At 71.6% G+C, this 21,994-nt stretch carries 25 protein-coding genes; 11 read left to right on the top strand and 14 right to left on the bottom strand.

What is annotated here, in order from left to right; all coding sequences use genetic code 11:
- Positions 1-53: 53 nt before the first annotated feature.
- Complete coding sequence (locus YWY_RS21530; RefSeq protein ID WP_038045012.1) at positions 54-248, top strand: hypothetical protein; 195 nt, start codon at positions 54-56, stop codon at positions 246-248.
- 522 nt (positions 249-770) lie between these two features.
- On the opposite strand, the gene YWY_RS0111160 is transcribed toward YWY_RS21530, so the two are convergent.
- The 4 genes from YWY_RS0111160 to YWY_RS0111145 all read right to left on the bottom strand — a co-directional run bounded on the left by YWY_RS0111160 (position 771) and on the right by YWY_RS0111145 (position 3,601).
- Positions 771-1,073 carry a YciI family protein gene (locus YWY_RS0111160; protein WP_028847667.1) on the bottom strand — a complete coding sequence of 101 codons (303 nt, stop codon included), beginning with the start codon at positions 1,071-1,073 and terminating at the stop codon, positions 771-773.
- Positions 1,074-1,149: 76 nt separating this feature from the next.
- Positions 1,150-1,542 carry a (deoxy)nucleoside triphosphate pyrophosphohydrolase gene (locus YWY_RS0111155; protein ID WP_028847666.1) on the bottom strand — a complete coding sequence of 131 codons (393 nt, stop codon included), beginning with the start codon at positions 1,540-1,542 and terminating at the stop codon, positions 1,150-1,152.
- Positions 1,539-2,894: a sensor histidine kinase gene (locus YWY_RS0111150; RefSeq protein WP_051310250.1), complete on the bottom strand. Its 1,356-nt coding sequence runs from the start codon at positions 2,892-2,894 to the stop codon at positions 1,539-1,541. The genes YWY_RS0111155 and YWY_RS0111150 overlap by 4 nt, the downstream gene beginning before the upstream one ends.
- A 14-nt stretch (positions 2,895-2,908) precedes the next feature.
- The gene (locus YWY_RS0111145) at positions 2,909-3,601 is read right to left on the bottom strand and encodes a response regulator transcription factor (protein ID WP_028847664.1); all 693 of its coding nucleotides are present in this window, start codon (positions 3,599-3,601) and stop codon (positions 2,909-2,911) included.
- Between the two features lie 139 nt (positions 3,602-3,740).
- Between YWY_RS0111145 and YWY_RS0111140 the strand changes: the two genes are divergently transcribed.
- Genes YWY_RS0111140 through YWY_RS0111130 form a run of 3 tightly spaced genes read left to right on the top strand, consistent with a single transcriptional unit; the run spans position 3,741 to position 6,807 of the window.
- Entirely contained in the window at positions 3,741-4,904 is a 1,164-nt protein-coding gene (locus tag YWY_RS0111140) for a LolA family protein (RefSeq protein WP_028847663.1), read from the top strand.
- 8 nt (positions 4,905-4,912) lie between these two features.
- Entirely contained in the window at positions 4,913-5,941 is a 1,029-nt protein-coding gene (locus tag YWY_RS21525) for an ABC transporter ATP-binding protein (RefSeq protein ID WP_051310156.1), read from the top strand.
- The gene (locus tag YWY_RS0111130; protein ID WP_028847662.1) at positions 5,941-6,807 is read left to right on the top strand and encodes an ABC transporter permease; all 867 of its coding nucleotides are present in this window, start codon (positions 5,941-5,943) and stop codon (positions 6,805-6,807) included. The genes YWY_RS21525 and YWY_RS0111130 overlap by 1 nt, the downstream gene beginning before the upstream one ends.
- 6 nt (positions 6,808-6,813) lie before the next feature.
- Here the strand turns inward: YWY_RS0111130 and YWY_RS0111125 are convergent, their stop codons facing one another.
- A complete protein-coding gene (locus YWY_RS0111125; RefSeq protein WP_028847661.1) occupies positions 6,814-7,857 on the bottom strand; it encodes a thiamine ABC transporter substrate-binding protein in 1,044 nt (347 codons plus the stop codon).
- Between the two features lie 53 nt (positions 7,858-7,910).
- Between YWY_RS0111125 and YWY_RS0111120 the strand changes: the two genes are divergently transcribed.
- A complete protein-coding gene (locus YWY_RS0111120) occupies positions 7,911-8,225 on the top strand; it encodes a 4a-hydroxytetrahydrobiopterin dehydratase (protein WP_028847660.1) in 315 nt (104 codons plus the stop codon).
- A gap of 119 nt (positions 8,226-8,344) precedes the next feature.
- Here YWY_RS0111120 and YWY_RS0111115 read toward each other — a convergent pair whose 3' ends face one another.
- The 7 genes from YWY_RS0111115 to cutA form a co-directional block, all read right to left on the bottom strand.
- Entirely contained in the window at positions 8,345-8,536 is a 192-nt protein-coding gene (locus tag YWY_RS0111115) for a hypothetical protein (RefSeq protein WP_028847659.1), read from the bottom strand.
- Between the two features lie 45 nt (positions 8,537-8,581).
- Entirely contained in the window at positions 8,582-9,115 is a 534-nt protein-coding gene (locus tag YWY_RS0111110) for an MmcQ/YjbR family DNA-binding protein (RefSeq protein ID WP_028847658.1), read from the bottom strand.
- A 109-nt stretch (positions 9,116-9,224) separates the two neighbouring features.
- Complete coding sequence (locus tag YWY_RS0111105; RefSeq protein ID WP_028847657.1) at positions 9,225-9,758, bottom strand: putative immunity protein; 534 nt, start codon at positions 9,756-9,758, stop codon at positions 9,225-9,227.
- A gap of 9 nt (positions 9,759-9,767) precedes the next feature.
- A complete protein-coding gene (locus YWY_RS0111100; protein ID WP_028847656.1) occupies positions 9,768-10,091 on the bottom strand; it encodes a nuclear transport factor 2 family protein in 324 nt (107 codons plus the stop codon).
- Between the two features lie 169 nt (positions 10,092-10,260).
- Entirely contained in the window at positions 10,261-11,136 is an 876-nt protein-coding gene (locus YWY_RS0111095; protein ID WP_038045011.1) for an alpha/beta fold hydrolase, read from the bottom strand.
- A 15-nt stretch (positions 11,137-11,151) separates the two neighbouring features.
- On the bottom strand, positions 11,152-12,234 hold the full coding sequence (ychF, locus tag YWY_RS0111090; RefSeq protein WP_028847654.1) for a redox-regulated ATPase YchF: 1,083 nt from the start codon (positions 12,232-12,234) through the stop codon (positions 11,152-11,154).
- A gap of 179 nt (positions 12,235-12,413) precedes the next feature.
- Positions 12,414-12,731, bottom strand: coding sequence for a divalent-cation tolerance protein CutA (cutA, locus tag YWY_RS0111085; protein ID WP_028847653.1), 318 nt, complete (start codon positions 12,729-12,731; stop codon positions 12,414-12,416).
- Positions 12,732-12,838: 107 nt separating this feature from the next.
- Between cutA and YWY_RS0111080 the strand changes: the two genes are divergently transcribed.
- Both YWY_RS0111080 and YWY_RS0111075 read left to right on the top strand, forming a co-directional pair.
- A complete protein-coding gene (locus YWY_RS0111080) occupies positions 12,839-14,365 on the top strand; it encodes a DNA-3-methyladenine glycosylase 2 family protein (protein WP_028847652.1) in 1,527 nt (508 codons plus the stop codon).
- Positions 14,362-14,868, top strand: a complete 507-nt coding sequence (locus YWY_RS0111075; RefSeq protein ID WP_028847651.1) for a methylated-DNA--[protein]-cysteine S-methyltransferase — start codon at positions 14,362-14,364, stop codon at positions 14,866-14,868. The genes YWY_RS0111080 and YWY_RS0111075 overlap by 4 nt, the downstream gene beginning before the upstream one ends.
- A gap of 6 nt (positions 14,869-14,874) precedes the next feature.
- Here YWY_RS0111075 and YWY_RS0111070 read toward each other — a convergent pair whose 3' ends face one another.
- Together YWY_RS0111070 and YWY_RS21520 are read right to left on the bottom strand one after the other, a co-directional pair.
- Positions 14,875-17,826: an AAA family ATPase gene (locus tag YWY_RS0111070; RefSeq protein WP_028847650.1), complete on the bottom strand. Its 2,952-nt coding sequence runs from the start codon at positions 17,824-17,826 to the stop codon at positions 14,875-14,877.
- Positions 17,823-19,007: an exonuclease SbcCD subunit D gene (locus tag YWY_RS21520; protein ID WP_051310155.1), complete on the bottom strand. Its 1,185-nt coding sequence runs from the start codon at positions 19,005-19,007 to the stop codon at positions 17,823-17,825. The genes YWY_RS0111070 and YWY_RS21520 overlap by 4 nt, the downstream gene beginning before the upstream one ends.
- Before the next feature lie 145 nt (positions 19,008-19,152).
- On the opposite strand from YWY_RS21520, the gene YWY_RS0111060 reads away from it, so the two are divergent.
- The 4 genes from YWY_RS0111060 to YWY_RS0111045 are packed head-to-tail and all read left to right on the top strand — an operon-like array spanning position 19,153 to position 21,960.
- Complete coding sequence (locus YWY_RS0111060) at positions 19,153-20,070, top strand: DNA recombination protein RmuC (RefSeq protein ID WP_028847649.1); 918 nt, start codon at positions 19,153-19,155, stop codon at positions 20,068-20,070.
- 41 nt (positions 20,071-20,111) lie between these two features.
- Entirely contained in the window at positions 20,112-21,188 is a 1,077-nt protein-coding gene (locus YWY_RS23275) for a DUF6542 domain-containing protein (RefSeq protein ID WP_051310154.1), read from the top strand.
- Positions 21,189-21,200: 12 nt separating this feature from the next.
- Positions 21,201-21,566, top strand: coding sequence for a hypothetical protein (locus YWY_RS0111050; RefSeq protein ID WP_028847648.1), 366 nt, complete (start codon positions 21,201-21,203; stop codon positions 21,564-21,566).
- A complete protein-coding gene (locus tag YWY_RS0111045; RefSeq protein WP_028847647.1) occupies positions 21,559-21,960 on the top strand; it encodes a hypothetical protein in 402 nt (133 codons plus the stop codon). The genes YWY_RS0111050 and YWY_RS0111045 overlap by 8 nt, the downstream gene beginning before the upstream one ends.
- Positions 21,961-21,994 lie beyond the last annotated feature (34 nt).

Below are 21,994 nucleotides of genomic sequence, written 5' to 3'. Positions count from 1 at the left end.
CGACACGCCACCTAGCCTGGAAAGAGCGATTTCGGCGGCGAACGGACATTTCGGTGGGCAAGAAGGCCACGAAGGCCACGCAGGCGGCCACGGCGGATGCGATCAGGCAGCGGGCCAAGGCCAGGGTGCGCAAGCTGATCAAAAAGGGCAAGGTCAAAAAGAAGTGCTGCAAGTCCCAGCCGCGCTGCAAGAAATGCCCGGTGCGCGCGTTGAAAAAGACACAGAAGAAGCTGGCCCGCGCGGCCTGACTGCGGAGCCGGGTGAAGCGCGGCCTGACGCACCGGATGAAACAAGTTCCGGCGGGTGACACACGGCCCGGCCGGCGACCCACGACGACGACTGCCACCGCAACAGCCGGCACGCAGCCCGACGCGACAGCCGACACGCCGCCTGCCTGGTGGCCTGACGCGGCAGCCGACACACGATCCCGCGCGCGCCCCGCCCAACGACCCGCCACCGCAGCCCGACACCACGGCCGACACACAGCACCAGCGCGCCCCTGTCGACGACCTGCCGCGGCCCGATCGGCGCTCGACACAGCCCGACATGCACCCGCCCCGTACCCAAACACGGCAGCCGACACACGATCCCGCGCGCGCCCCGCCCAACGACCTGCCAGGCAACCCGACACCACGGCCGACACAGCCGAATCCGCAACCAGACACGGCAGCGGACACACAGCCCGGCGTGCCCCTGTCGCCGGCCTGTCACGCGGTCAGGAGCGCGCCCGGCCGAGGGCCGAAGCGCCGCGACGCCGCCTCAGTGCGCACTCAGTGCGCGGCCAGTGCCTCGTTCAGCTCGTTCAGTTCGCGCGCGGTCCGGGTGGCTTCGAACTCGATGACCTCGTAGTGCACCAGGTGGCGGTACGCCAGCGGATCGGTGGCCAGGATGGCGTCGAGCTTCCCCCGCGGCATCCGCCTGGCCAGGATCACCCCGCCGACGCGCGGCGTCCGCCAGCCGGAGAGCAGGAAGTCACCGGCCGCGTAATGCCGGGACAACCACTCGGCGTGGTCGGGAAGCACGAGGTCGATCTCTTCGATCGGCGCGGTGCAGGTGCTCAGTACGACGTACATGGTCGCCCCTCCTTCACCAGTGGTTGCGGGGCCCGACTACCACGGTAAGCCCGATCCGGCCGGATGCGACCGGTCGTCACCCGTCCAGCAGCGCTTGCAGGTCCGGCAGCACCGCGCGATCGGCGGGCAGCCAGTCCACCTCCGTCAGCTCGCGCGCCGACAGCCAGCGCAACGCGCGGTGCTGTAGCGCCTGCGGTTCCTGCCCGTCGGCCAGGTGCACCAGGAAGATGCGCAGGACCTTCCCGGCGGACAGCGGCAGGTCTGGCCCGATCCGTGCGCCGACGCCGACCTCGACCCCCAGTTCCTCGGCGAATTCCCGGCGGAGGGCCGCGGCCTCGTCCTCCCCCGGCTCGACCCTACCGCCGGGCAGCTCCCACTTGCCGGCGATCTCCGCCGGATGGGCGCGCTGCGCGGCGAGCAGCAGGCCGCGGCGCACCAGCGCGCCGCCCACCACCGTCACGTCGGTCATTCCGCCTCCATCGCACGCCAGGCCACCTGGAACCTGGCCCCGCCCTCGGGTGACTCCCCCACGGCGACACGGCCACCGCGCCGCCTGACCAGCTCGGCCACCAGCGCCAGGCCGAGACCGGCACCGCCGCTGTCCCTGGCTCGATCATCCGCCACCCGGTAGAAGCGGTCGAACACGCGTTGGCGATGTTCCGGAGCCACACCGGGGCCGTCGTCGTCGACGACGACACGCGCCACCGAGCGCGCCGTCAGCACGGACACCACCACCTGCGCACGTGCGTAGCGGACGGCGTTGCGCAGCAAGTTGTCCAGCACCAGCTCGACCTCGGCGTGATTGGCCTGTGCCCACACCTCGGGCGACGCCGCGTTGACCTTGACCACCGGCCCGTCCGCGGGAAGGCGGCCCACCGCGGCGCGGGCCTCGGTGACCAGCTCCACCGGGGTTGCCGGGGGAAGCTCACCGGCGTCCGAACGGGCCAGCGCCAGCAGGCCGTCCAGCAACGCCGACAGTCGCTCGGACTCGGCCAGCACGTCGCCGAGCACTTCCTGTGCCGTGTCCGGGTCCGGGTTGGCCACCGCCACCTCGGCCTGGACCCGGATGGACGCCACCGGCGAGCGCAGCTCGTGCGCCGCGTCGCCGGTGAACCGGCGGAGGCGATCTGCGGCCTGCTCCTGCCGGTCCAGCAGGTGGTTGAAGTCGCGCGCCAGCGCCTGCAGCTCGTCCCCGGTCCGCGGCACCGGCAACCGCTCCGACTCCGCCAGCCGCCGCACCGCCCGCCGCATCCGGCCGACCGGCCGCAACGCCGCCCCGACGGCCACCCACACCACGACGCCGGCGACCACCGCCGCGACGACCGCGGCCAGCAGCAAGCCGTTGGCACCACCGGCCAGCGCGGCGGTGAAGCCCACCAGGCCGGCCCCGGCCACCACCAGCCGCTGCGAGCCGTCCGGCGCGGTCGCCACGGTGCCCCGCCACCGCACCGGTGGGTTGCCCGCCGTCTGCACCGGCAGCCCTGCCTTGAGCTGACGCACCGCGGCGGCCGTCAACGGCCGGTCGCCGCGACCGTCCACCGGGTTCCCGGCGATGTCCAGCACGCGCACGGTGAGACCGGGTCGCTCGGCGGGTAGCTCGCCTGCGCGTACCACCCTGGCCGCCGGTTCCACCGTGTTCGCCAGGTCCTCGTCCAGCGAGTCCAGCAGCAACGACTCGAGCGACCGCCCGCCGAGCACGGCCAGCCCGAGCAGGCAGGCGGCGGTCACTGCCGTCGCCACCAGCGTGATGCGTCCGCGCAGCGTGCCGGTGAAGGGAAACCGGCGTCGGCGCCGAGCCGGGAGGGAGTCGACCGGGTGCATTCGCCGGTCCTGCATCAGACCGGCGGCAGGGCTTCGTCCAGCTGGTAACCGTGCCCCCGCACGGTGCGCACTAGCCCGTCCGCGCCCGCCGCCGCCAGCTTGCGCCGCACGTAGCCGACGTAGACCTCGACGTTGTTGCGCGTGGCCGCTTGTTCGTCACCCCAGATCTCGGCCAGCAGCTCGTCCTTGGTGACGACCGCGGGCGCCCGGCTGGCGAGCACCTCGAGCACGGCGTACTCGCGCGGGCTCAGCGGGACGGTGGTGCCGTCCCAGCGTGCGGTGCGGGCCGACCGGTCGACCTCCAGCCTGCCGATGCGCACCGTGCCGCGCATCGAACTCTCCGCCGCCCGCCGCAGCACGGCCCGCAGCTGCGCGAGCAGCACGACGAACGAGAAGGGTTTCACCACGTAGCCGTCCGCCCCCAGGTCCAGGCCGTCCGCCTGGTCGATCTCCCCGTCCTTGGCCGACACCAGCAGCACGGGTGTCCGCACCCCCTCGGCCCGCAGCTGCTGCAGCACGCGGTAGCCGCTCAGCCCGGGCAGCATGATGTCCAGCAGGACGGCGTCGAACGTCCCCGTGCGCGCGAACCGCAACGCGGTGGGCCCGTCGGCCGCGGTCACCACATCCATTCCCTCGGCACGCAGGCCCCGGTCGAGCGCCTTGCGCACCCCTGGTTCGTCGTCGACGACCAAAACGCGCGGTTGCATGTACCCACTATCCCCGAACCGGCAGACGAAGGCGCGCGGTCCTCTCAGCGCGGTCTCAGCTCCTCAGCCCGATCTCAGCCACCGGGGTGGAAGGTGGGTGGCAGGCCGGGAACACTGGTCGACGACGCAGGGAGAAGACATGCAACCACGAACGAAAGGGCTCGTCGCGGCGCTGACCGGGACGGCACTCGGCGTCGGGGGCCTGGTCATGCTGACCGTGCCCGCAGGCGCGGACGATGCGCCGGTGCTGCCCGAGATCAGCGCCCAGGAACTCGTCCGGACCGCGTTGCAGGCCGACCCGCCGGCGTTCGCCGGGAAGGTCGTGATGCAGCAGAACCTCGGTCTGCCGGTCCCGACCGGCGGCGACGGCTCGGGCGCCGCCAGCTTCGGCCTCGGGTTCGAATCCGCCCGGATCTTCCACGACGGCGACGAGGGCGTGCGCATCGCCATCCAGGACCTCAGCGCCGAGTTCACGCTGGTACGCAACGCCGACGAACTGTGGACCTACGACTCGGCGGAGAACACCGCCACCCGCCTGGACACCGACGACGTCGAGGCCGCCAGGGAGCAGGCAGGCAAGCCGGGCCCCCGGCGGATCCCCAGCAGGCAGCCTGCGGAGATGGCCGACCCGGCCAAGGTCGCCCAAGCCATCGTCGATCGGCTGTCCGAGACCAGCACGATCACGGTCGACGGCACGGCCATGGTGGCCGACCGCCCGGCCTACGAGCTGGTGCTGACCCCGAAGCCGACCGAGCGCACGGTGTTGCGCGAGGTGAAGGTGGCCGTCGACGCCGAGACCCGGCTGCCGCTGCGGTTCGAGGTGATGGGCAACGGGTCCACCGAGCCGATCTTCAGCCTCGGTTTCACGGAGTTCACCGTCGGCGCACAACCCGAGCGGCTGTTCGAGTTCACCCCGCCGAAGGACGCGAAGATCGTCGACGCGCAGAAGGCGCTGAAGGAACGCGCGGACATGGCCCCGTCGCCGCAGGAGCAGGAAGCCATGCAGCGCTTCGGCAGCGCGCTCGACGTCGTCGGTGACGGCTGGGACACCGTGCTGACCGGCAAGGTCCCCCAGGACGTGCCGGCGGAGCGAGCCCACCCGGACGGGGAGTCGGACCGGTGGGACGGCGACGCTGAATCGCCGCAGGACCTGCTGGACGGCTACGGCAAGCGGATCACCGGCGCGTTCGGTGCCGGCTACGTGATCACCAGCAATGCAGGTTCGGCGCTGATCACCGACGACGGCCGGTTCGCCGTCGGCGCGGTCCCGGTGCAGGTCCTCGAGCAAGCACTGGCGAAGTGAGGACGAGCATGGCACGTGACGAACTCGCCCGGACGGTCCCCGCGCCTGCCACGGCGGGCGCGGGGGCTCGCCCCGTGGTGGCGCGGACCAAAGGGGTGCGCAAGGTCTACCGCAGCACGATCGCCGTGGACGGGGTCGACCTGGAAGTGCCGGAAGGTGCCGTGGTCGGCATGCTCGGCCCGAACGGCTCGGGGAAGACGACGACGATCCGCATGCTGCTCGGCCTGGTACGGCCCACCGAGGGAGAGGTCGAGCTGTTCGGCCAGCCCATGCCGGAGTCCGCGGAGTCGACCCTGCCGCACGTGGGCGCGCTCGTCGAAGGCCCGGGCTTCCACCCGTTCTTGAGCGGAAGGGACAACTTGCTCCGGTTCGCCGCCGCCGAACCGTTGCTGCCCTCGGCCAAGATCACCGCGGCGGTGACGAACGCGCTCGAGCTGGTCGGGCTGACCGCCGCGGCCGACCGTCGCTACCGCGGCTACTCGCTGGGCATGAAGCAGCGGCTGGGACTGGCCGCGGCGCTGCTGGTGCCACGCAAGCTGGTCGTGCTCGACGAGCCGACCAACGGCCTGGACCCGGCAGGTACCAGGGAGGTCCGCAGGATCATCGCGGAACTGCACGCCAGGGGCACGACGGTGCTGGTGTCGTCCCACCTGCTGTCCGAGGTCGAGGCCACCTGCACGCACGTGATCGTGCTCAGCAAGGGCACCGTGGTGGCGCAGGGCGAGCTCAGCGAGCTGCTGGAAGCCGGCAACCCGACGCTCGAGGTGGTCACGCCGGACGCCACCCAGGCGGTCGAGGCGCTGCGCGCCAACCGCATTCCGGCCCGGCTGGCGCCGGACGGGATCCTGGTCGACCTGGTGACCACGCCTGCGCCGCGGGTGATCGAAACGCTGGTGCAAGCCGGGGTGTCGGTGTACGAGGCGCGCCGGAAGCGCACCGGCCTGGAGGACCTGTTCGCCCGGCTGACCGAGACGCAGTCCGACGACCTGCCCACCGATCTGCACCTGAACGACGTCGACCACGTGGGGGTGGCGTGATGACGGCCATTGCCTGGGACGAAACCCCGGAGGTCACCGATCGCCGCCACCGGGCTCCGCTGTCGCGGCTGGTGCTGGCCGAGGTGCGGTGGATCTTCCGCAGGCCGCGCACGCTGGTGGTGCTGGCGCTGCTGGCGATCTTCCCCCCGATCATCGGCATCTCGATCGTCCTGGCAGGTCCTGGCGAGGCCAGCGGCGAGGCGCCGTTGTTCGTCGCGGCCGCCACCAGCGCGCTGTCCATACCGCTGGGATCGTTCATGATGCTGATGAGTCTCTTCCTGCCGTTGGCGGTGGCCATGGCGGGAGCGGACGCGATCGCCGGTGAGCAGTCGGTCGGCGCACTGCGCGGATGGCTGGTCGCCCCGGTCTCGCGCGGGCGCCTGCTGGCCGTCAAGGTGTTCGGAGTGCTCGCGGTGGCGCTGGTGGCCGCCGGCCTGGTGGCGCTCACCGGGTTGACCACCGGTCTGATCCTCAACGGCATGGACGGCATCATCACGCTGTCCGGCACCACGCTGGGCTTCGCCGACGGGCTCGGCCGCATCGGCCTGGCCGTGGCGTGGGTGACCCTGCAGCTGCTCGCGGTCGGCGCGGTGGCGCTGGCGATCTCCACCACGACCGAGCATCCGATGCTGGTGGTGGCCCTGGTGCTCGGCGGGCTGATCGTGTCGCAGGTGCTCAGCGTGTTCGACTCGCTCAGCTGGTTGCACCCGTTCCTGCTGCCCGAAGGCTGGGTGGCCGCGATGCCGCAGCTGATGCGCGATCCGGTCAGCCTCGACCTGCTCGGCGAAGGTGCGTTGCGTGCGGCTTGCTACGTCGTCATCGGGTTGTCGCTGGCCTACGCCAGGATCGTCACGCGGGACGGCTGACCCCGGTCAGCCGCCCATCACCTGCTGCCATCGCGCCAGGACCTGCTTCCGGCCCGCGTCCGCCGCGCGGGCCGGAAGCGCGCCCGGCTCCTCCGGAGCGGGAACCTTGTCCGCCCACTCCTCCGGCAGCTCGACGCCCATCCGCACCGGATAGGTCCCGTACGCCTCCGGCACCGCCTGCTGGAACTGCTGGGTGAGCAGGAAGTCGACCAGTTTGCCCGCCCGCTCGTCGCTGTCCGCGCTGGCCAGCACCGCGGCGTAACGGACCTGCTCGTGGCAGGTGTCCTCCAGCACCGACGTCCGCCCGCCTTCGTCGCCGGACAATTGCCCGGGCAGCGTCGCCGACGCGATGACCAGCGGGTGTTCCCCTTTGCCGCCCGTGGCGGTGTACTGCTGGCGGACGTCGGCGTCAGTGGGCAGCACGGTCACCCCGTTGTTCTTCAGCCGCTTCCAGTAGCGCTGCCAGCCACCGCGGCCCTGCTGGGCGATCGAGCCCAGCAGGTAGGTCATGCCGTGCTGGGACGTCTTCGGGTCCGGCATGGCCAGCAGGCCACGATAGGCCGGGTCGGCCAGATCCTCGGCGCTCTCCGGTGGCGGCACGTCGTGCTCGGTGAACCAGGTTTCGTCGACGTTCACGCACACCACGAGCCGGTCGATCGCGGAAAGCCGCTGCTGCTCGTCCACCGAGAACCGCTGCTGGCCGCGATTGGCCTCCGGGCTGGTGTAGGGCGTGAGCACGTCGTCCCGCAAGGCCTGCTGGACGGTCGAGGTGTCCAGGCCGAGCACCACGTCACCGGCGGTGATCTTGCCGAGCGCCTCGACCAGCTCCGTCGGGGTGTCCCCGATGGTGCGGTGCTCCAGCTGCAGTTCGGTCTGCCGTTCGAACGCCGCGTGCAGCTCCTGCGGGATGGTCCAGGACGAATCGGTGACCAGGGTGACGGTGCGTTGCTCTTCCGGCCGCTGAGGCTCGTCGGTGCCGCATCCGGCCGCGACCATGCCAAGCGTCAACAGCAGCGCGGGGACCTTCGCGCGCCGAACTCGGTTGATCACGTTCCCTCCCGTAGCCCGGGCAAGCCTACCGATCGGCTGGCACGATGGAGCACATGGCGGAGGAATCCACAGCCAGGTCACCCGAGCTGCTCACCGACGACCAGATCAGCGAGGATCTGACGCGCAGGCCGCATTGGCGCGCGGAAGGCAACGCGCTGCGTCGGACCGTGGAGCTGCCGTCGTTTGCGGATGCCATCGAGGCGGTCGGCAGAGTCGGCGCGATCGCCGAGGAGCTGGATCATCACCCGGACATCGACATCCGGTGGCGCACGCTGCACTTCTCGCTGAGCACGCATTCGGCGGGCGGCATCACGGCCAAGGACATGCAGCTGGCGGACAAGATCGACGACGTGCTCGCCGGGTACTGAGGCAGTGTCGCGTCTCGTGGTCGTCTCGTCTCCGGCCACACGGTCGGCGACGGCGCAGGTCTGTTGCCTGGCGTGGCTGGCCGCGCCTGCAGCGCTGCGGAACGCGGCTGCGCCGGCGGTCAGCCGCGACGGTCCTTGCGCTGGCGCGCGTCTTCCTCCCGCACTTCTGCGGTGCGCAGCGCATCTTCGGCTTCCGCGACGACCTCGAGCGCTTGCATCTCGCGAGGCTGATCGATTTCCTCGCGGATGATCCGCTCGAACTTCTCGCGGGTTTTCCTGAAAAGTCTTATCCGGGCCAACAACTCATCCACATCGCCGCATCTCGCCGGAACGAACGTGTCCCGGTACCCGTCAGTCTACCCGCGAAAAGCCATTTCACTCGCGCTGAGTGACTGTTCGAGTACGCGAATGGCCTTGGGGCCGACCCCGTGCAGGGCGAGCAGTTCCGCCCTGGAATGCTCGGCGACCTGGGCCAGCGTGCGGATTCCGGCCGCGAGCAGCGCCCGCCTGGCCGGCGCCGGGATGGTGCGCGGCAAGTCGCTTCCGGCGACGTCGCCGGCGTAGGCAGCGTCCAGCGCGGCGACCAACTTCCTGGGCGCCTGATGCCGCCATGCCTGCCGGACCAGCTCGTTCAGCTGCTGCCCGTTGATCTTCGCGAGCGGGATCTTCAGGCCGATCGTCCTGTCCGCCCGGACGATCGGCTCACCGCCCACCCGCAGGCGCGTCTCGGCCACCTGCTCCGGCGACAGACGCAGCTGCACTTGCCCGTCGGAGGTGACCGAGACGAAGCCGCGGCCGTGCACCAGGAAGGACTGCAGCCCGAAGTGATTGCCTTCCTCGACTTCGGGGAGCGCCAGCGCGGCCTTGCGCAGCTGCGTCATCGACGTCATGAGCAGAGTTTAAGCGCGCGACCTACGGTGCGGGCCTTCGCGAGAACGCGGCACCGGATTTTGCCAGGAGCCCGCCCGATTTCCGCGTGATCGACGGCCATCCGGTCGATCAGCTGCCGAGTCCGGTACTGCGCAGCCTGAAGTCCACTTCGGCCATCAACTCGGTCACCCGGCGTCGTCCCGGAGACGGCGGCGGGTATCGGCGAAGCACGCCGACCACCGCGGGCGTTGCCCTGCTGCACGCTAGCTCGATCGCCTTCTCGGCCGCCACGGCATCCGCTTCGATTTCCGCGATCCGTGCCGCGTTGGCGGCGGCACGCAGGATGTGGGCGACTTGGTGCTCCTTGGAAATCGGATGCAGGTAGGCGGCCGAGGCGGCATCCCCGGCGGCTTGCGCGGCCAGGCGGGCGGGTTCGTCGGGCGCTGCGCCGGCCGCGCGATGGGCGTCCATCGAGGCCACGCGCAGCCGTTTGGAGCGAGGCGCCCCGTCGACGAAGTCCCAGGCCGCTGCCACGGCAGCGCGCGGCCGGTGGTCGCCGGGTTGCGCCCGTTCGAAGACCGGCAGGAGGTCTTCCGCCGTCTGGGCGACGAACCGCACAACGGCGCGCAGCTCGTCATGGCTGAGTTCGAAGTCGGCGGTCACAAGGCGTTTCTAGCCCGCGCGGATGGTCATCCGCGACAGCCGGTCACCGTCGATGTCGAAAACGAACATCGAGCGCCCGTTGGCGTAGCTGGAGCGCCAGTCGCCGACGACCGTGACGGTGTCCTGGGCCGCGTCGACTTCCTCCACGGTGAGGGTGCCGCGCGCACCGATGAATTCCTTGTCGCTCCAGGCTTTGATCTCGTCGCGCCCGGTGAAGACCCGGCCCCAATCGTCCACCGCCCCGCGGTCGGTGAACGCGTTCAGAAAGGCTTCCTCGTCGTGAGCGTTGACCGCGTCGATGAACGAGGCCACCGGCTCCGGGACGGTCGGCATGGCGTCCTCCTCGGAGTGTGTCGGCCGGTCGTCCGCCAGCCCGGCGGACAGGTGACTGCACGATCGACGGCGACGATGCGGTCTGCTGGACTCGTGGACGGGCCCGGCATCGGGTTCCGGTAGCAGCATGAACCACACCGGAGGGCCCGGCAACCGGAGCGCGAGCTGGTCAGTCGCGCTGTCCCAGCGCCGCTGCCAGCACCTTCTCCGAGTGCGTCCACAGCAGCGCACCCCCGGCGTCGGGAACGATCTGGCGGACCGCGTCCGGGATCCGGTCGGCCAGCGTCCGGCCGTGATCCGGGGAATGCGAGCGGTCCCGGGCGCCGAACAAGATCGTCACCGGACAGCGGACGTCACCCAGCCGGAGCGGCCAGGGTTGCATGGCGATGAGCGTGTCCCGGACGTAGCCGGCTCCGTCGTTGGCGAAGCCCTCAGCCAACGAGCGGCGATACAGCGGCAGGAACGTCTCGCTGGTGTAGAACCGGCGGTCGGCTTCGTCCGAGGACGACAGCACCATCTCGGCCATGGCGTCCGCCGTGAAGGCGCCCAGGATGCGCGCCGCTTCGTCCGGATCGTCCGCGGCGAGTTGCGCCAAACGCGCCGCATCCTCGGGCACCTGCGCCTGGACGTCCGGGTGCGCGACTTCGTCGGCGGGTGAGACCAGCACGAGCCGGGAGACCCAGCCCGCGGCGGCCGCGGCCAGCCCGAAGACGCTGCCCTGCGAGTTGGCCACCACCGGCAGCGTGACGCCCGCTCCGAGGACTCCCGTCACGAAGGCTCGGTAGTCCGCTGCCGTCGATGCCAGCGTTCGCTCCGGATGCACGTCGGAACCGCCCATGCCGGGACGGTCCATGGTGAGCAGGCGGACGTGCGCACGGTCCAGCATCTGCTCGCCGAACCGCATGCTCTTGCCGGTGCCCGCGCCGGCGACGAACAGCACCGGGTTCCCGTCCACCGGACCGAACGACTTCCCGGTCAAGGCCCGGCCATCCGCCGTCCGCACGACCAGGTCCGACCCGCCCGGCTGCTGACTGAGTGAACTCACTCGGCCCGCCCTGCCTCAGACGTTGAACCGGAACTCCACCACGTCGCCGTCGGCCATGACGTAGTCCTTGCCTTCCATACGGACCTTGCCCGCGGCGCGTGCGGCGGCCATGGATCCGGCCTCGATCAAGTCGTCGTAGGAGACGACCTCGGCCTTGATGAAGCCGCGCTCGAAGTCGGTGTGGATCACGCCTGCGGCCTGCGGCGCCGTCGCCCCCTGCGGGATGGTCCACGCGCGGGCCTCCTTCGGCCCCGCGGTCAGGAACGTCTGCAGGCCGAGCGTGCGGAACCCGGCGCGGGCCAGCGCGTGCAGGCCGGGCTCCTGCTGGCCGATCGACGCCAGCAGTTCCCGCACGTCGTCCGGGTCGTCCAGCTCCAGCAGCTCGGCCTCGACCTTGGCGTCCAGGAACACCGCCTCGGCCGGGGCGACCATCTCGGCCAGCTCCTTGCGCTTGGCCTCGTCGGTCAGCACCGACTCGTCGCTGTTGAACACGTACAGGAACGGCTTGGCGGTCAGCAGCGACAGCTGCCGCAGCGCGTCCAGGTCGACCTCGGACTTCGCGGAGAACAGCGTGCGGCCGCTGTCCAGGATCTCCTTGGCCTTCTGCACGTTCTCCAGCGCGGGGCGGGCTTCCTTGCGGGTGCGCGCCTCCTTCTCCATGCGCGGCAGCGCCTTCTCCAGCGTCTGCAGGTCGGCGAGGATCAGCTCGGTGTTGATCGTCTCCAAGTCGTCCGCCGGGCCGACCTGGCCCTCGACGTGCGCCACATCCGGGTCGTCGAACGCCCGGACGACCTGGCAGATCGCGTTCGCCTCCCGGATGTGGGCCAGGAACTTGTTGCCCAGCCCGGCGCCCTCGGACGCCCCCTTGACGATCCCCGCGATGTCGACGAACGACACCGTGGCGGGCACCGTCCGGGCGGAGTCGAACATCTCCGCCAGCTTGTCCAGCCGCTCGTCCGGCAGCGGCACCACACCGACGTTCGGCTCGATGGTGGCGAACGGGTAGTTCGCGGCCAGCACGTCGTTGCGGGTCAGGGCGTTGAACAGGGTGGACTTGCCGACGTTGGGCAGTCCGACGATGCCGAGGGTCAGACTCACGCCATCCGAGTCTACGGAGCACTCCCCCGTTCGCGCTGGCCGGGCCGACGCGGCTGGTCACGGCCGTCCTCAGGCGGCGGCAGCAGCTCCAGAGCCTGCCACTGGCGTACCGGTCGGCCGCCCGGGCCTGGTCCGGGTAGCGACGCGGCCCTGCCTTCGCCGGGACCTGCGGTGCGGGCCTAGCGGCGGGTTTCCTGCACCACCCACGCCAGGTACTCGGCCGAGCCGCCCTCGACCGGGGTCGCGATGATCTCCGGAACGTCGTAGGTGTGCTTCTGCTTCAGATGCTCGGTCAGGTCGGCGGCCCGGTCGGCGGCCGTTTTGATCTCGACGCGCCATTCCTGGTCCGTCCTGACCTCGCCCTCCCAGCGGTAGACGCTGGTGATGGGCACGATCTGTGCGCAGGCACCCAGCTTCGCCTCGATCACGCTCGCGGCCAGCTGACGCGCTCGGTCCTCGCTGTCCGTGGTGGTTGCCACGACGACGTGTTCGGCCATGTGTCGAGGGTACCGAGCGACCCCCACTCGGCCCTGGGCCCGCACGCCCCGCCATCATGTCCGATTTCCGCCAGTGCTGCCGCGTCGCCGGTGGCAGGATCGGCTCCATGACAGCCACCGCGAAAGCCGTCCGGTCCGCCATCTGGCGGGACTTCGACGCGTGCTACCGCGCCGTTGCCGCTCGGGATGCTCGCTTCGACGGCCAGTTCATCACTGCGGTGTCGACGACCCGGATCTACTGCCGCCCGTCCTGCCCGGCCGTCACGCCGAAGCCGGAGAACGTGCGCTTCTATCCGACCGCGGCCGCAGCGCAGGCGGCGGGTTACCGGGCCTGCCGACGGTGCCTGCCCGATGCGGTGCCCGGCTCCCCGGAATGGAACGTGCGCGCCGACCTGGCGGCCCGGGCCATGCGGCTGATCGCCGACGGGGTGGTGGAGCGCGAGGGCGTGCCGGGCCTGGCGCGCCGGCTGGGATATTCGGAGCGGCAGCTGAACCGCGCCCTGACCGCCGAGCTCGGCGCGGGACCGCTGGCGCTGGCTCGTGCGCATCGGGCTCATGCCGCCCGGCTGCTGATCGAGCTGACCGACCTGCCGTTCGGCGATGCGGCGTTCGCCGCCGGATTCTCCAGCATCCGCCAGTTCAACGACACCGTGCGCGAGGTGTTCGGCTGCACGCCGACGCAGCTGCGCGCTCGCCGCAAGCACCCCACCCCCGCTTCGTCGCACGGTGGGCGTGTCGAGCTGAACCTGCGCCTGCCGTTCCGCGAGCCGTTCGACGCCGCCGGCGTCTTCGAGTTCTTGGCCGCTCGCGCGGTTCCTGGCGTGGAGACCGCACACGAGGACGGCTACGGGCGGACCCTGCGCCTGCCCCATGGCACCGCGACCGCGTGGCTGTGGCCGCCGAAGGGTCCGTCGTCGCGCCACGTCCACTGCCTGCTGCGGCTGTCCGACATGCGCGATCTCAGCAGCGCGGTCTCCCGGCTGCGCCGCCTGCTGGATCTCGATGCCGACCCCGCAGCGATCGACGGCGTGCTCGCCGCCGAGCCTGCACTGGTCACCGGCGTCGCCGGCACACCAGGCATCCGGGTGCCCGGCGCCGTCGACGGGCCCGAGCTGCTGATCCGCGCGTTGCTCGGCCAACAGGTCAGCGTGGCGGCGGCACGGACCGCGGCCGGGCGCCTGGCGGCTGCCCTCGGTGACCGGCTCCCGGCCGCCGACGGCGAGCTGACCACGCTCTTCCCCACCCCGGAATCCATCGCCGAGCACGGCCTGGAAGTACTTGCGGGCCCACGACGCCGAATCGAGGCCATCGTCGACGCCGCGGACGCCATCGCTGCCGGAAAGCTCGACGTGCACATCGGTCGAGACCCGGACGAGCTGCGGGCCGAGCTGCTGGACCTGCCCGGTGTCGGGCCGTGGACCGCGGACTACGTGGTGATGCGAGTACTCGCCGCACCTGACGTGCTCCTCGTCGGCGACGTGGCCCTGCGCCAGGGCGCCGCCGCGCTCGGACTCCCCACCGACCCCGCCGACCTGAGCCGACGACTCGACGCCGTGCGGCCATGGCGCTCGTACGCCGGCATGCACCTCTGGCGCGCCGCGCCGAAGAAGACCTCCAGGAAAGGACGACCATGACCGCCACTTGGTCCACTGTGGACACTCCGATCGGGCCGTTCACCGCGATCGCGGCCGACGACGGCGCCGTGCTGGCCTCCGGCTGGACCGCGGGACCGGACACCCTGACCCCGTTGATCGCGGCGACGCTGCGCCCCGCCGGGCTGCGCAGGCTGCCCGACCTCGGGCCGATCACCCGCGCCGTGCAGCGATTCCACGACGGCAACCTCGCCGCCATCGACGACATTCCGGTGCGGCAGCGCTCCGGGGAATTCCTCACCCATGCCTGGGACGTCCTCCGTAAGGTGCCACCGGGCCAGCCAGTCACCTACAGCGAGTACGCGGCGCTGGCCGGACGCCCCTCGGCGGTGCGGGCAGCCGCCTCCGCCTGTGCCCGCAACGCTGCCGCCCTGTTCGTGCCTTGCCACCGGGTGGTGCGCATCGGCGGCGCGCTCGGCGGTTTCCGCTGGGGGCTCGACGTCAAGCGCTGGCTGCTGGCCCACGAAGCAGAGGCGGCCCGCTGAGCGGCCTCACACCTGCATGTGGAGCGTCGACCCGGTGCGCCCCTTGCGCACGAACAACTTGGTCGGAATCCGCTGCCGCATCTCCTCGACGTGGGACACCAGCCCGACGACCCGGCCGCCGGCGCGCAGCCCGTCCAAGGTGTCCATCACGACATCCAGCGTCTCGGCGTCGAGGGTGCCGAAGCCTTCGTCGATGAACAACGTGTCCAGCTGCACGCCACCGGCCTCCGCCGAGACGACGTCGGCCAACCCGAGCGCCAGCGCCAGCGATGCCAGGAACGACTCCCCACCGGAAAGGGTCTTCGTCGAGCGGACGGTGCCGGAGTAGTCGTCCAGCACGTCGAGCCCCAACCCGCCCCTGGTGCCGCGGGCGCCCGCCGCGTCGCTGTGGACGAACGCATAGCGGCCTTGGCTCATCACCCGCAGGCGGGCGGTGGCCGCGACCGCCACCTCCTCCAGCCTGGCCGCGAGCACGTACGAGCGCAGCGACATGCGTTTGGTGTTCTGGCCGCGGCCATTGAGCACGTCGGTCAACGCGTCCAGCTCGGCGAACTCCGCCTCCAGCGGCGCCAACCGGGCGCTGCGCTCCTGCAGCCGCTCGCCGAGTTCTTCCAGTTGCTCGACCCGGTCTTTTGCGGACTGCTCGGTCACCAGCGCCGCGTCCGCGGCCTTCCGGGCCTGCTCTGCTTCTGCCTTTGCGCCCGCGACGTCGACCTGCATGTCCGGCTCGATGCCCGCGAGTTTCGGATCGGCCAGGATGTCGCGCGCGCTGCGCTCCTGGACCTCGGCGTCGGTCACCTCCGCGTCAAGCCGCGCGATCACCTCCGGCTCGCGAGCCGCGGCCAGCGCGGCGTCGACCGACGGGAAGCCTGCCGAGCGCGCTGCCTCCGCCACGGTGGCCCGTTGCTCGGCCACGCGGGCTTGGCAGCTCGCCACGGTTGTCCTGGCGTCGGCAAGCACCTCGCACGCTTTCGCCCGGTCGAGCAGCGACAACCGGCGCTGCTCGACGGACGGGAACTCGCCGCGGGCGTCGGCCAGCCTCCGCTCCGCTTCGGCGATGGCCTCCCGCAGGCTGCGCGCTTCGGCCTGGGCGGCTGCCCGGGCCTGCTCGGCACCGGCCCGTGCCGTGGTGAGCTGGTCGATGCGCTCCTGGGTGCCGGCCACGGCGGCTTCCAGCTCTTCTGCTCGGGCAGCCGCCTTCTCCAGCCCGGCCAGCTCGCGCTCCGCCTCGGCCACCTCGTGCTGCAGCGTTTCCGCGGTACGGCCACGCAAGCGCGCTCGGAGTTCGGCGACCGCTGCCTGCGCTTCGTGCTTGGCTTGCTCAGCCTCGCTCCGCAGCCGGTGAGCGTCGTCCTCCGCCTCGACTGCCGCCCGGACGGCGTCTTCGCTGACCGCGCCTTCGCCTGCCCGGGTGGGTGCCGGGTGCTCCGTCGAGCCGCAGACCGGACACGGATCTCCGGCGGAGAGCTGTCCGGCCAGCTCGGCGGCCATGCCCGCCAGCCGCCGGTCGTACAGCCGCTGGCGTTCCTCCCTGGCGTTCTGGTGGGTATCGATCGCTTCGCGCAGGCGTTCCTCGGCCTGCTCGAGGGCCCGCTGCAGCTCCGGCAACCGCTGAGCGAGGGCCAGCGCCTCGCTCAGCTCCTGATGCACCGTGCGCGCGTGTTCCAGCTTCGTGGCCGCGGCCTGTGCCGCTGCCAGCTGCCCGCGCAACCCCTCCAGCCGGGCAGGCAGGCCGTGCAGCTCGGCGTCGACGTCGGCGATGCGACGCTCGGCGTCCTGTGCTTGCTCCGTGACCCGATCGAGGCGCTGCTGCCGCTCCCGCTGCCTGCTGGCTTCCTCGATCGCCCCGGCCAACTGGCCCGCCTGCTCCCGCAGCGCCCCGGCCCTGGCGCGCAGCTGCGCGGCCGGCTTGTCCGCGTCTGCTTCGTCCACCCCCTCGGCCGCCGCCGCCTCCGCGCGCAGGGCCTTGGCCAGCTCGTCCTGAGCCCGCTGCCACTCGCGATGCGCGGCCCGCACCGATTCCGCCCGGCGGGCTTGCGCCAGCTCGTCGCGGGCGCGCTGCAGTTCGTCCGCGCGCGCCCGAAGCTGCTCCAGTTTCGCGGTGTGCGTGGCGACGAGCTGGACACGGTCACGCAAGTCGCGCCGCTCGGCCAGTGTCGCTTCGGCCTGCTTGCTCGCCTGGAACGCCGCGGCGGCCTGCTTGGCGGCCAGCTCGTAGTCCTCGATCGCCCGTTGCGTGGTCTGCTTCGCCCACTCCAGGATGCCGGTCTCCGGCGGCTCCTGCCCGGCCGCTTGGGCGAACCGCGCGACCCACTCCCGGAAATCGGCCCGCGCCAGGTCAAGCTCCGCGCGGCGCTGCCGCCGATGCTCGACGAACCAGTCCTGCACCGCTTCGAAACGGTGCGTGCCGAACAGCTTGTCCAGCAATCGCTCCCGCTCGGCCGTGTCGGCGCGCAGGAACGTCGCGAACTCGCCCTGCGGCAGCAGCACCACCTGGAAGAACTGGTCCGCAGTCATGCCGAGCAGCCGCTGCACGGTGCGGGCCACCTCGTCGATCCGGGTCACCGGGTCCCCGTTGTGCCAGCCGGGCGGATCGCCGACCCAGGTCAGTGACGCCTTGGCCGGTTGCTTCGTGGTTCCTTCTCCGCGCTTCTTGGGCCGCTCGTACTCCGGGAAACGCTCGATGCGCATCCGGTGCGAGCCCACCGTCAGCTCCAGGGCGACGCGCGTCGGCGTGGCCGGATCGGCTTGGTCGCAGCGCAGCCGCTTGACCTCCCCGCGTGCCCCGGGCACCACGCCGAACAGCGCGAACGAGATGGCGTCCAGCAAAGTGGTCTTGCCCGCACCGGTGTGCCCGCAGAGCAGGAACAAGCCGTCCGCGCCGAGCGCGTCGAAGTCCACCGACTCGGTCCGCGGGAACGGGCCGAACGCGGTCAGTTCGAGCCGGTGCAGCCTCACGAGCCGACACCTGCCGACACGGGTGCTCCCTCCTCACGACGTCCTTCCCGTTCCGGATGGCTCGCCCGCAACGCGCGCTCCAGCAGCGCCCGCTCGGACGGCCTCGGGCCCGCGCCCCGGCAATCGGCCAGGAAACGCTCCACGATCTCGGCGTCCTTCCTGCCCCGCACGGCCTCGGCATACCGCAACGCGTGGCTCGCCCCGCCTCCTTGCGGCTGCCAGTCCAGGTGCACCGCATAGGGGAAGCGCTCGCGCAGCCTGCGCATGGCATCGAGCGGGCGCACCCGATCGGTCAGCGTCACCGCCAGGTAGCAGTCCCGGACGTCCTCGTGCGCCGGGTCGGCCAGGATCTGCTCCAGCTCGCCGGTGATCGTGGCCAGCGCCCGCGGCACGGGCAGCTCCAGGCGCTGGACCCGCTCGAGCCCGCCCGGCCCGAGATCGACCAGCCAGGCGGACTTGCGGTGGGCGGCCTCGGAGAACGAGTACGGCAGCAGGCTTCCCGAGTACCGCATGCGCTCGGTGAGCGTCTGCGGGCCGTGCAGGTGCCCGAGCGCGACGTAGTCGGGTCCGTCGAAGACCGCGCCACCGACCTGCTCGACCCCACCGACCGCGATCGAGCGCTCGGAATCGGATCCGGTGCCGCCGGTGACGAAGGCGTGCGCCATCACCACCGACCGGCTGCCGCGCCGCTCGCGATCGGCGTTGACCCGACGCATCGCTTCCGTGAGCACGCCGGTGTGCCCCTTGGCCTCGATCCCCATCGCCTGGCGGGCGGGCTCCGGTTCCAGGTAGGGGATGCCGTAGATCGCCACCTGGCCGTGCTCGTCGGACAGCACGACCGGGTCGTCGATGGTGTCGATGCTGGTCCGCAGGTGCAGGCCGCCCGCGGCGAGAAAGTCCGCGAAAGCACCGAGCCGCATGGCCGAGTCGTGGTTGCCCGAGGTCACCACGATCTGCGCGCCCGCTTCCCTGATGCGCGCCAGGCCGCGGGTGGCGACCTGAACCGTCTCGGCGGACGGCACCGCGCGGTCGTAGACGTCCCCGGAAACCAGCACGACGTCGACGCGCTCGGACCGCACCACGTCGGCCAGATGCGCCAACACGGCCTGTTGATCGGCAAGCAGATCGGCGCCGTGAAATGTCCGTCCCAGATGCCAGTCCGACGTGTGCAGCAGCCTCACGCCGACCGACTCTATGTTCGAACGCCGACGCCGTTGCGCAGACTCGCCGCGCGCTCGGTGAGCTCGTCGCGCCACCCGTCCGGGGGTAGGGGCAGGCGGCGGTGTCGCCGGTGATTTGTCGGTGATCTCTGCCAAAGTTGCGTCCATGGCGACAGTGCTCACAACGGCCGCGGTGGCCATCGCCGTGGCGCTGGCTATCGGCATGGTCATGCTGTGGCGGCTCTACACCGACAGTCAGCGCAGGGCGGACGAGGCAGCGCGCGAGCTGGCCAACGAGCGCAGGCGGGTGGACGAGCAGCAGACCGCACTGCGCCGGTACGAAGTGGCGTTCGCCTCCATCCACGGCCGTGGCGAGCTCGGTGAGCGAGTCCTGGTGGAAACGGCGAAGGCGCTCGGCCTCCGGGAAGGGCTGCACTACACGCTGCAGGCGGACGTGGCCGGCGGCGGCGCCGTCAAGCCGGACATGCTGCTGCACGTCGGCGGCGGCCGCAGCGTCCCGGTCGACGCGAAAGCCAGCATGGCCTGCTGGGCCGAAGCGGTGGAGACCGACGACGAGGCGGAACGGGCCGAGGCGCTGCGGGTGCACGTGCGCAACCTGCGGGCCCGCGCCGCCGAGTTGTCCAGCCGCGGCTACGAGCGCTACGCGGACGCCATCTACGGCACGATCATGTTCGTCCCGTCCGACGCGGCGGTGGTCGCGGCCATGGACACCGAACCGGAACTGCTCCGCTGGCTGCTGAACCGGCGGGTGTTCATGTGCGGGCCGACCGGGTTCGCCGTGCTGGCTTCGGCCGCCCTGTTCGCCAGCACCGAGCGAGCACTCGCCGACGACGTCGAGCGGGTCCGGGCCGCGGCGTCCGGGGCGCATCGCGCCGCGGGCAACGCCATCGAGGCGGTGAACCTTTCCAGCACCCACCTGCAGCGATTCCTGTCCGCGCGGCGGCGGGAACTGGACGCGCTGGAGGCGTTCCGGCGCACCGTGCAGCCGCTCAGCGAGGCCTCCGGTTCCACGACCGCTCTGTCCGATGTGCGAAGAGACGACGGGGAGCCGTTGTCGGCCTAGGTCTTCACGAACGCGTAACGCGTTCACGCTACCGTTGGCGAGTGCCTACCAGGACCGAACGCGAGGACGAACGCGCGCCGAGCGACGCCGACGTGGCGTCGTGGGACGAGCGTCCGATCCTGGGTCAGTCCCGCGGTCTGCCGTGGTGGAGCGCCATCCTGCTGGCGATCGGCGTCACCGCGCTCGGGGTGGCGGCCGACGGGCAGTTGAGCGACAAACCGCCGACGCTGATCACGCAGGCGGCCTACTTCGTCGGCTGTGTTGCCGCGGTGTGCTGGGTGCGCCGCCGCAACCTGTTCGGCCCGATCGTGCAGCCGCCGTTGGTACTGACCCTCGTGCTGCTCGGTGGCGAGATCGCCACCAACGGCATGCCCGAGAAGCTGGGCATGAAGGAGCTCCTGTTCGACTACGGCGTCCCGGTCATCAACACGTTCCCGGCCATGGCGCTGACCAGCGGGGCGACGCTGCTGATCGGCATCTTCCGGTTGCTGCGCGAGCGCGACCCCCAGCGGCGCGAGCGCGGCTCCGGCAAGGCCGATCCGGACGGCAAGCGTGGCTCGGCCGATGCCGACGACGAGGACGAACCGCGGCCCCGTTCCGCTCGCGCTCGTTCCTCGGCGGACGAGCGCCGCCCGTCTGCCGACGACCGTCGTCCCGGCCGGGGTGACGACGCGGCGCGCGGCGCTGCCGGTGTGACAGGCAGGCCCGGTAGCCGCGAGCGGAGCACCCCGCCAGCACGGCCCGCGGACCCGCGCCGCCGCGAGCCGGCAGCGCCGAACCGTGGCCGTGACGCTGGCCTGCGCGATTCCGGCCCGCACCCGCGGCGGGAGCCGCCTGCCCGGCGCATGCAGGACAGCGGGCCGCACCCGCGTCCGGATCGGGCCGCCCCGGTGGGCAGGCCCCCGGTGCGTGGCAGGCGCACTCCGCCCCCGACCAGGCCGTGGGAGGCGGAGGGCGGGCCATCGGGTGTGCCGCCGCGTCGTCGGGTGCCACCCCCGTCGGCGGGTGGCCCGGCGCGCAAACCGCCACCGCGTGGCGAAGGTCCGGAACCACCTCGCCCGCGTCGGCAACCGCCTCCGCCGCGGAGCCGACGGTGGGATCCCGACGAGTCCGGCTGACGGAGCTGCGCAATGCCTGACGTTCTGCCCGAGGCGCTGATCGGGGCCTCGCTGGTGACCGCTGCGCTGCTGCTGATCCCGCTGGTGCGCGGGCGGCGGCCGGGCGGTGTGCTGTTCAGCCTGTTCGGGTTGATCGAGCTCGGCCTGTTGGTGCTGCTGGTCTGGAGCATCGTGCTGGTGGCGTCGACGGAACGGGACGTGGACACCGCGACGTTCGTCGGCTATCTGCTGGGTGCCGCGGCCGTGCTGCCGCTGGCCGTGCTGTGGGCGCGCAACGAGACCAGCCGCTGGGGCAACACGGTGCTGATCGTGGGGCTGCTGGTGATCCCCGTACTCATCGTGCGGCTGAATCAGATCTGGGACGCTGCCCATGGCTGACGATCTGGCCACCACCACCCGTTCCGGCCCCGGACGGCTGCTGGTCGCCGTGTACGCGATCTTCGCGATCGCCGCCACGGCGCGGTCCGGGGTGCAGATCGCCACCAGGTTCGAGCAGGCACCGCTGGCCTACCTGCTGTCCGCGTTCGCCGCGCTGGTGTACGTGCTGGCCACGGTGTGTTTGGCCAAGGGGAACGCCGTGTCCCGCCGCATCGCCTTCGCCGCGTGCAGCGTCGAGCTCGCCGGTGTGCTGAGCATCGGCGCGCTCAGCCTGCTGCGCCCGGAATGGTTCCCCGACGCCACGGTCTGGTCGGTGTTCGGCCAGGGCTACCTGTTCATTCCGGTGGTCCTGCCGCTGCTCGGGCTGTACTGGCTGCGGCGCACGGCGCGGTGAACTGACGTGCCGCACCGGTTCGGCTGCACCATCC

This window comes from Thermocrispum agreste DSM 44070, assembly GCF_000427905.1.
GTDB classification, from domain to species: Bacteria; Actinomycetota; Actinomycetes; order Mycobacteriales; family Pseudonocardiaceae; genus Thermocrispum; species Thermocrispum agreste.
Note: the sequence above shows the minus strand (reverse complement) of the source record. Positions and strands in the feature narration are given on the sequence as shown.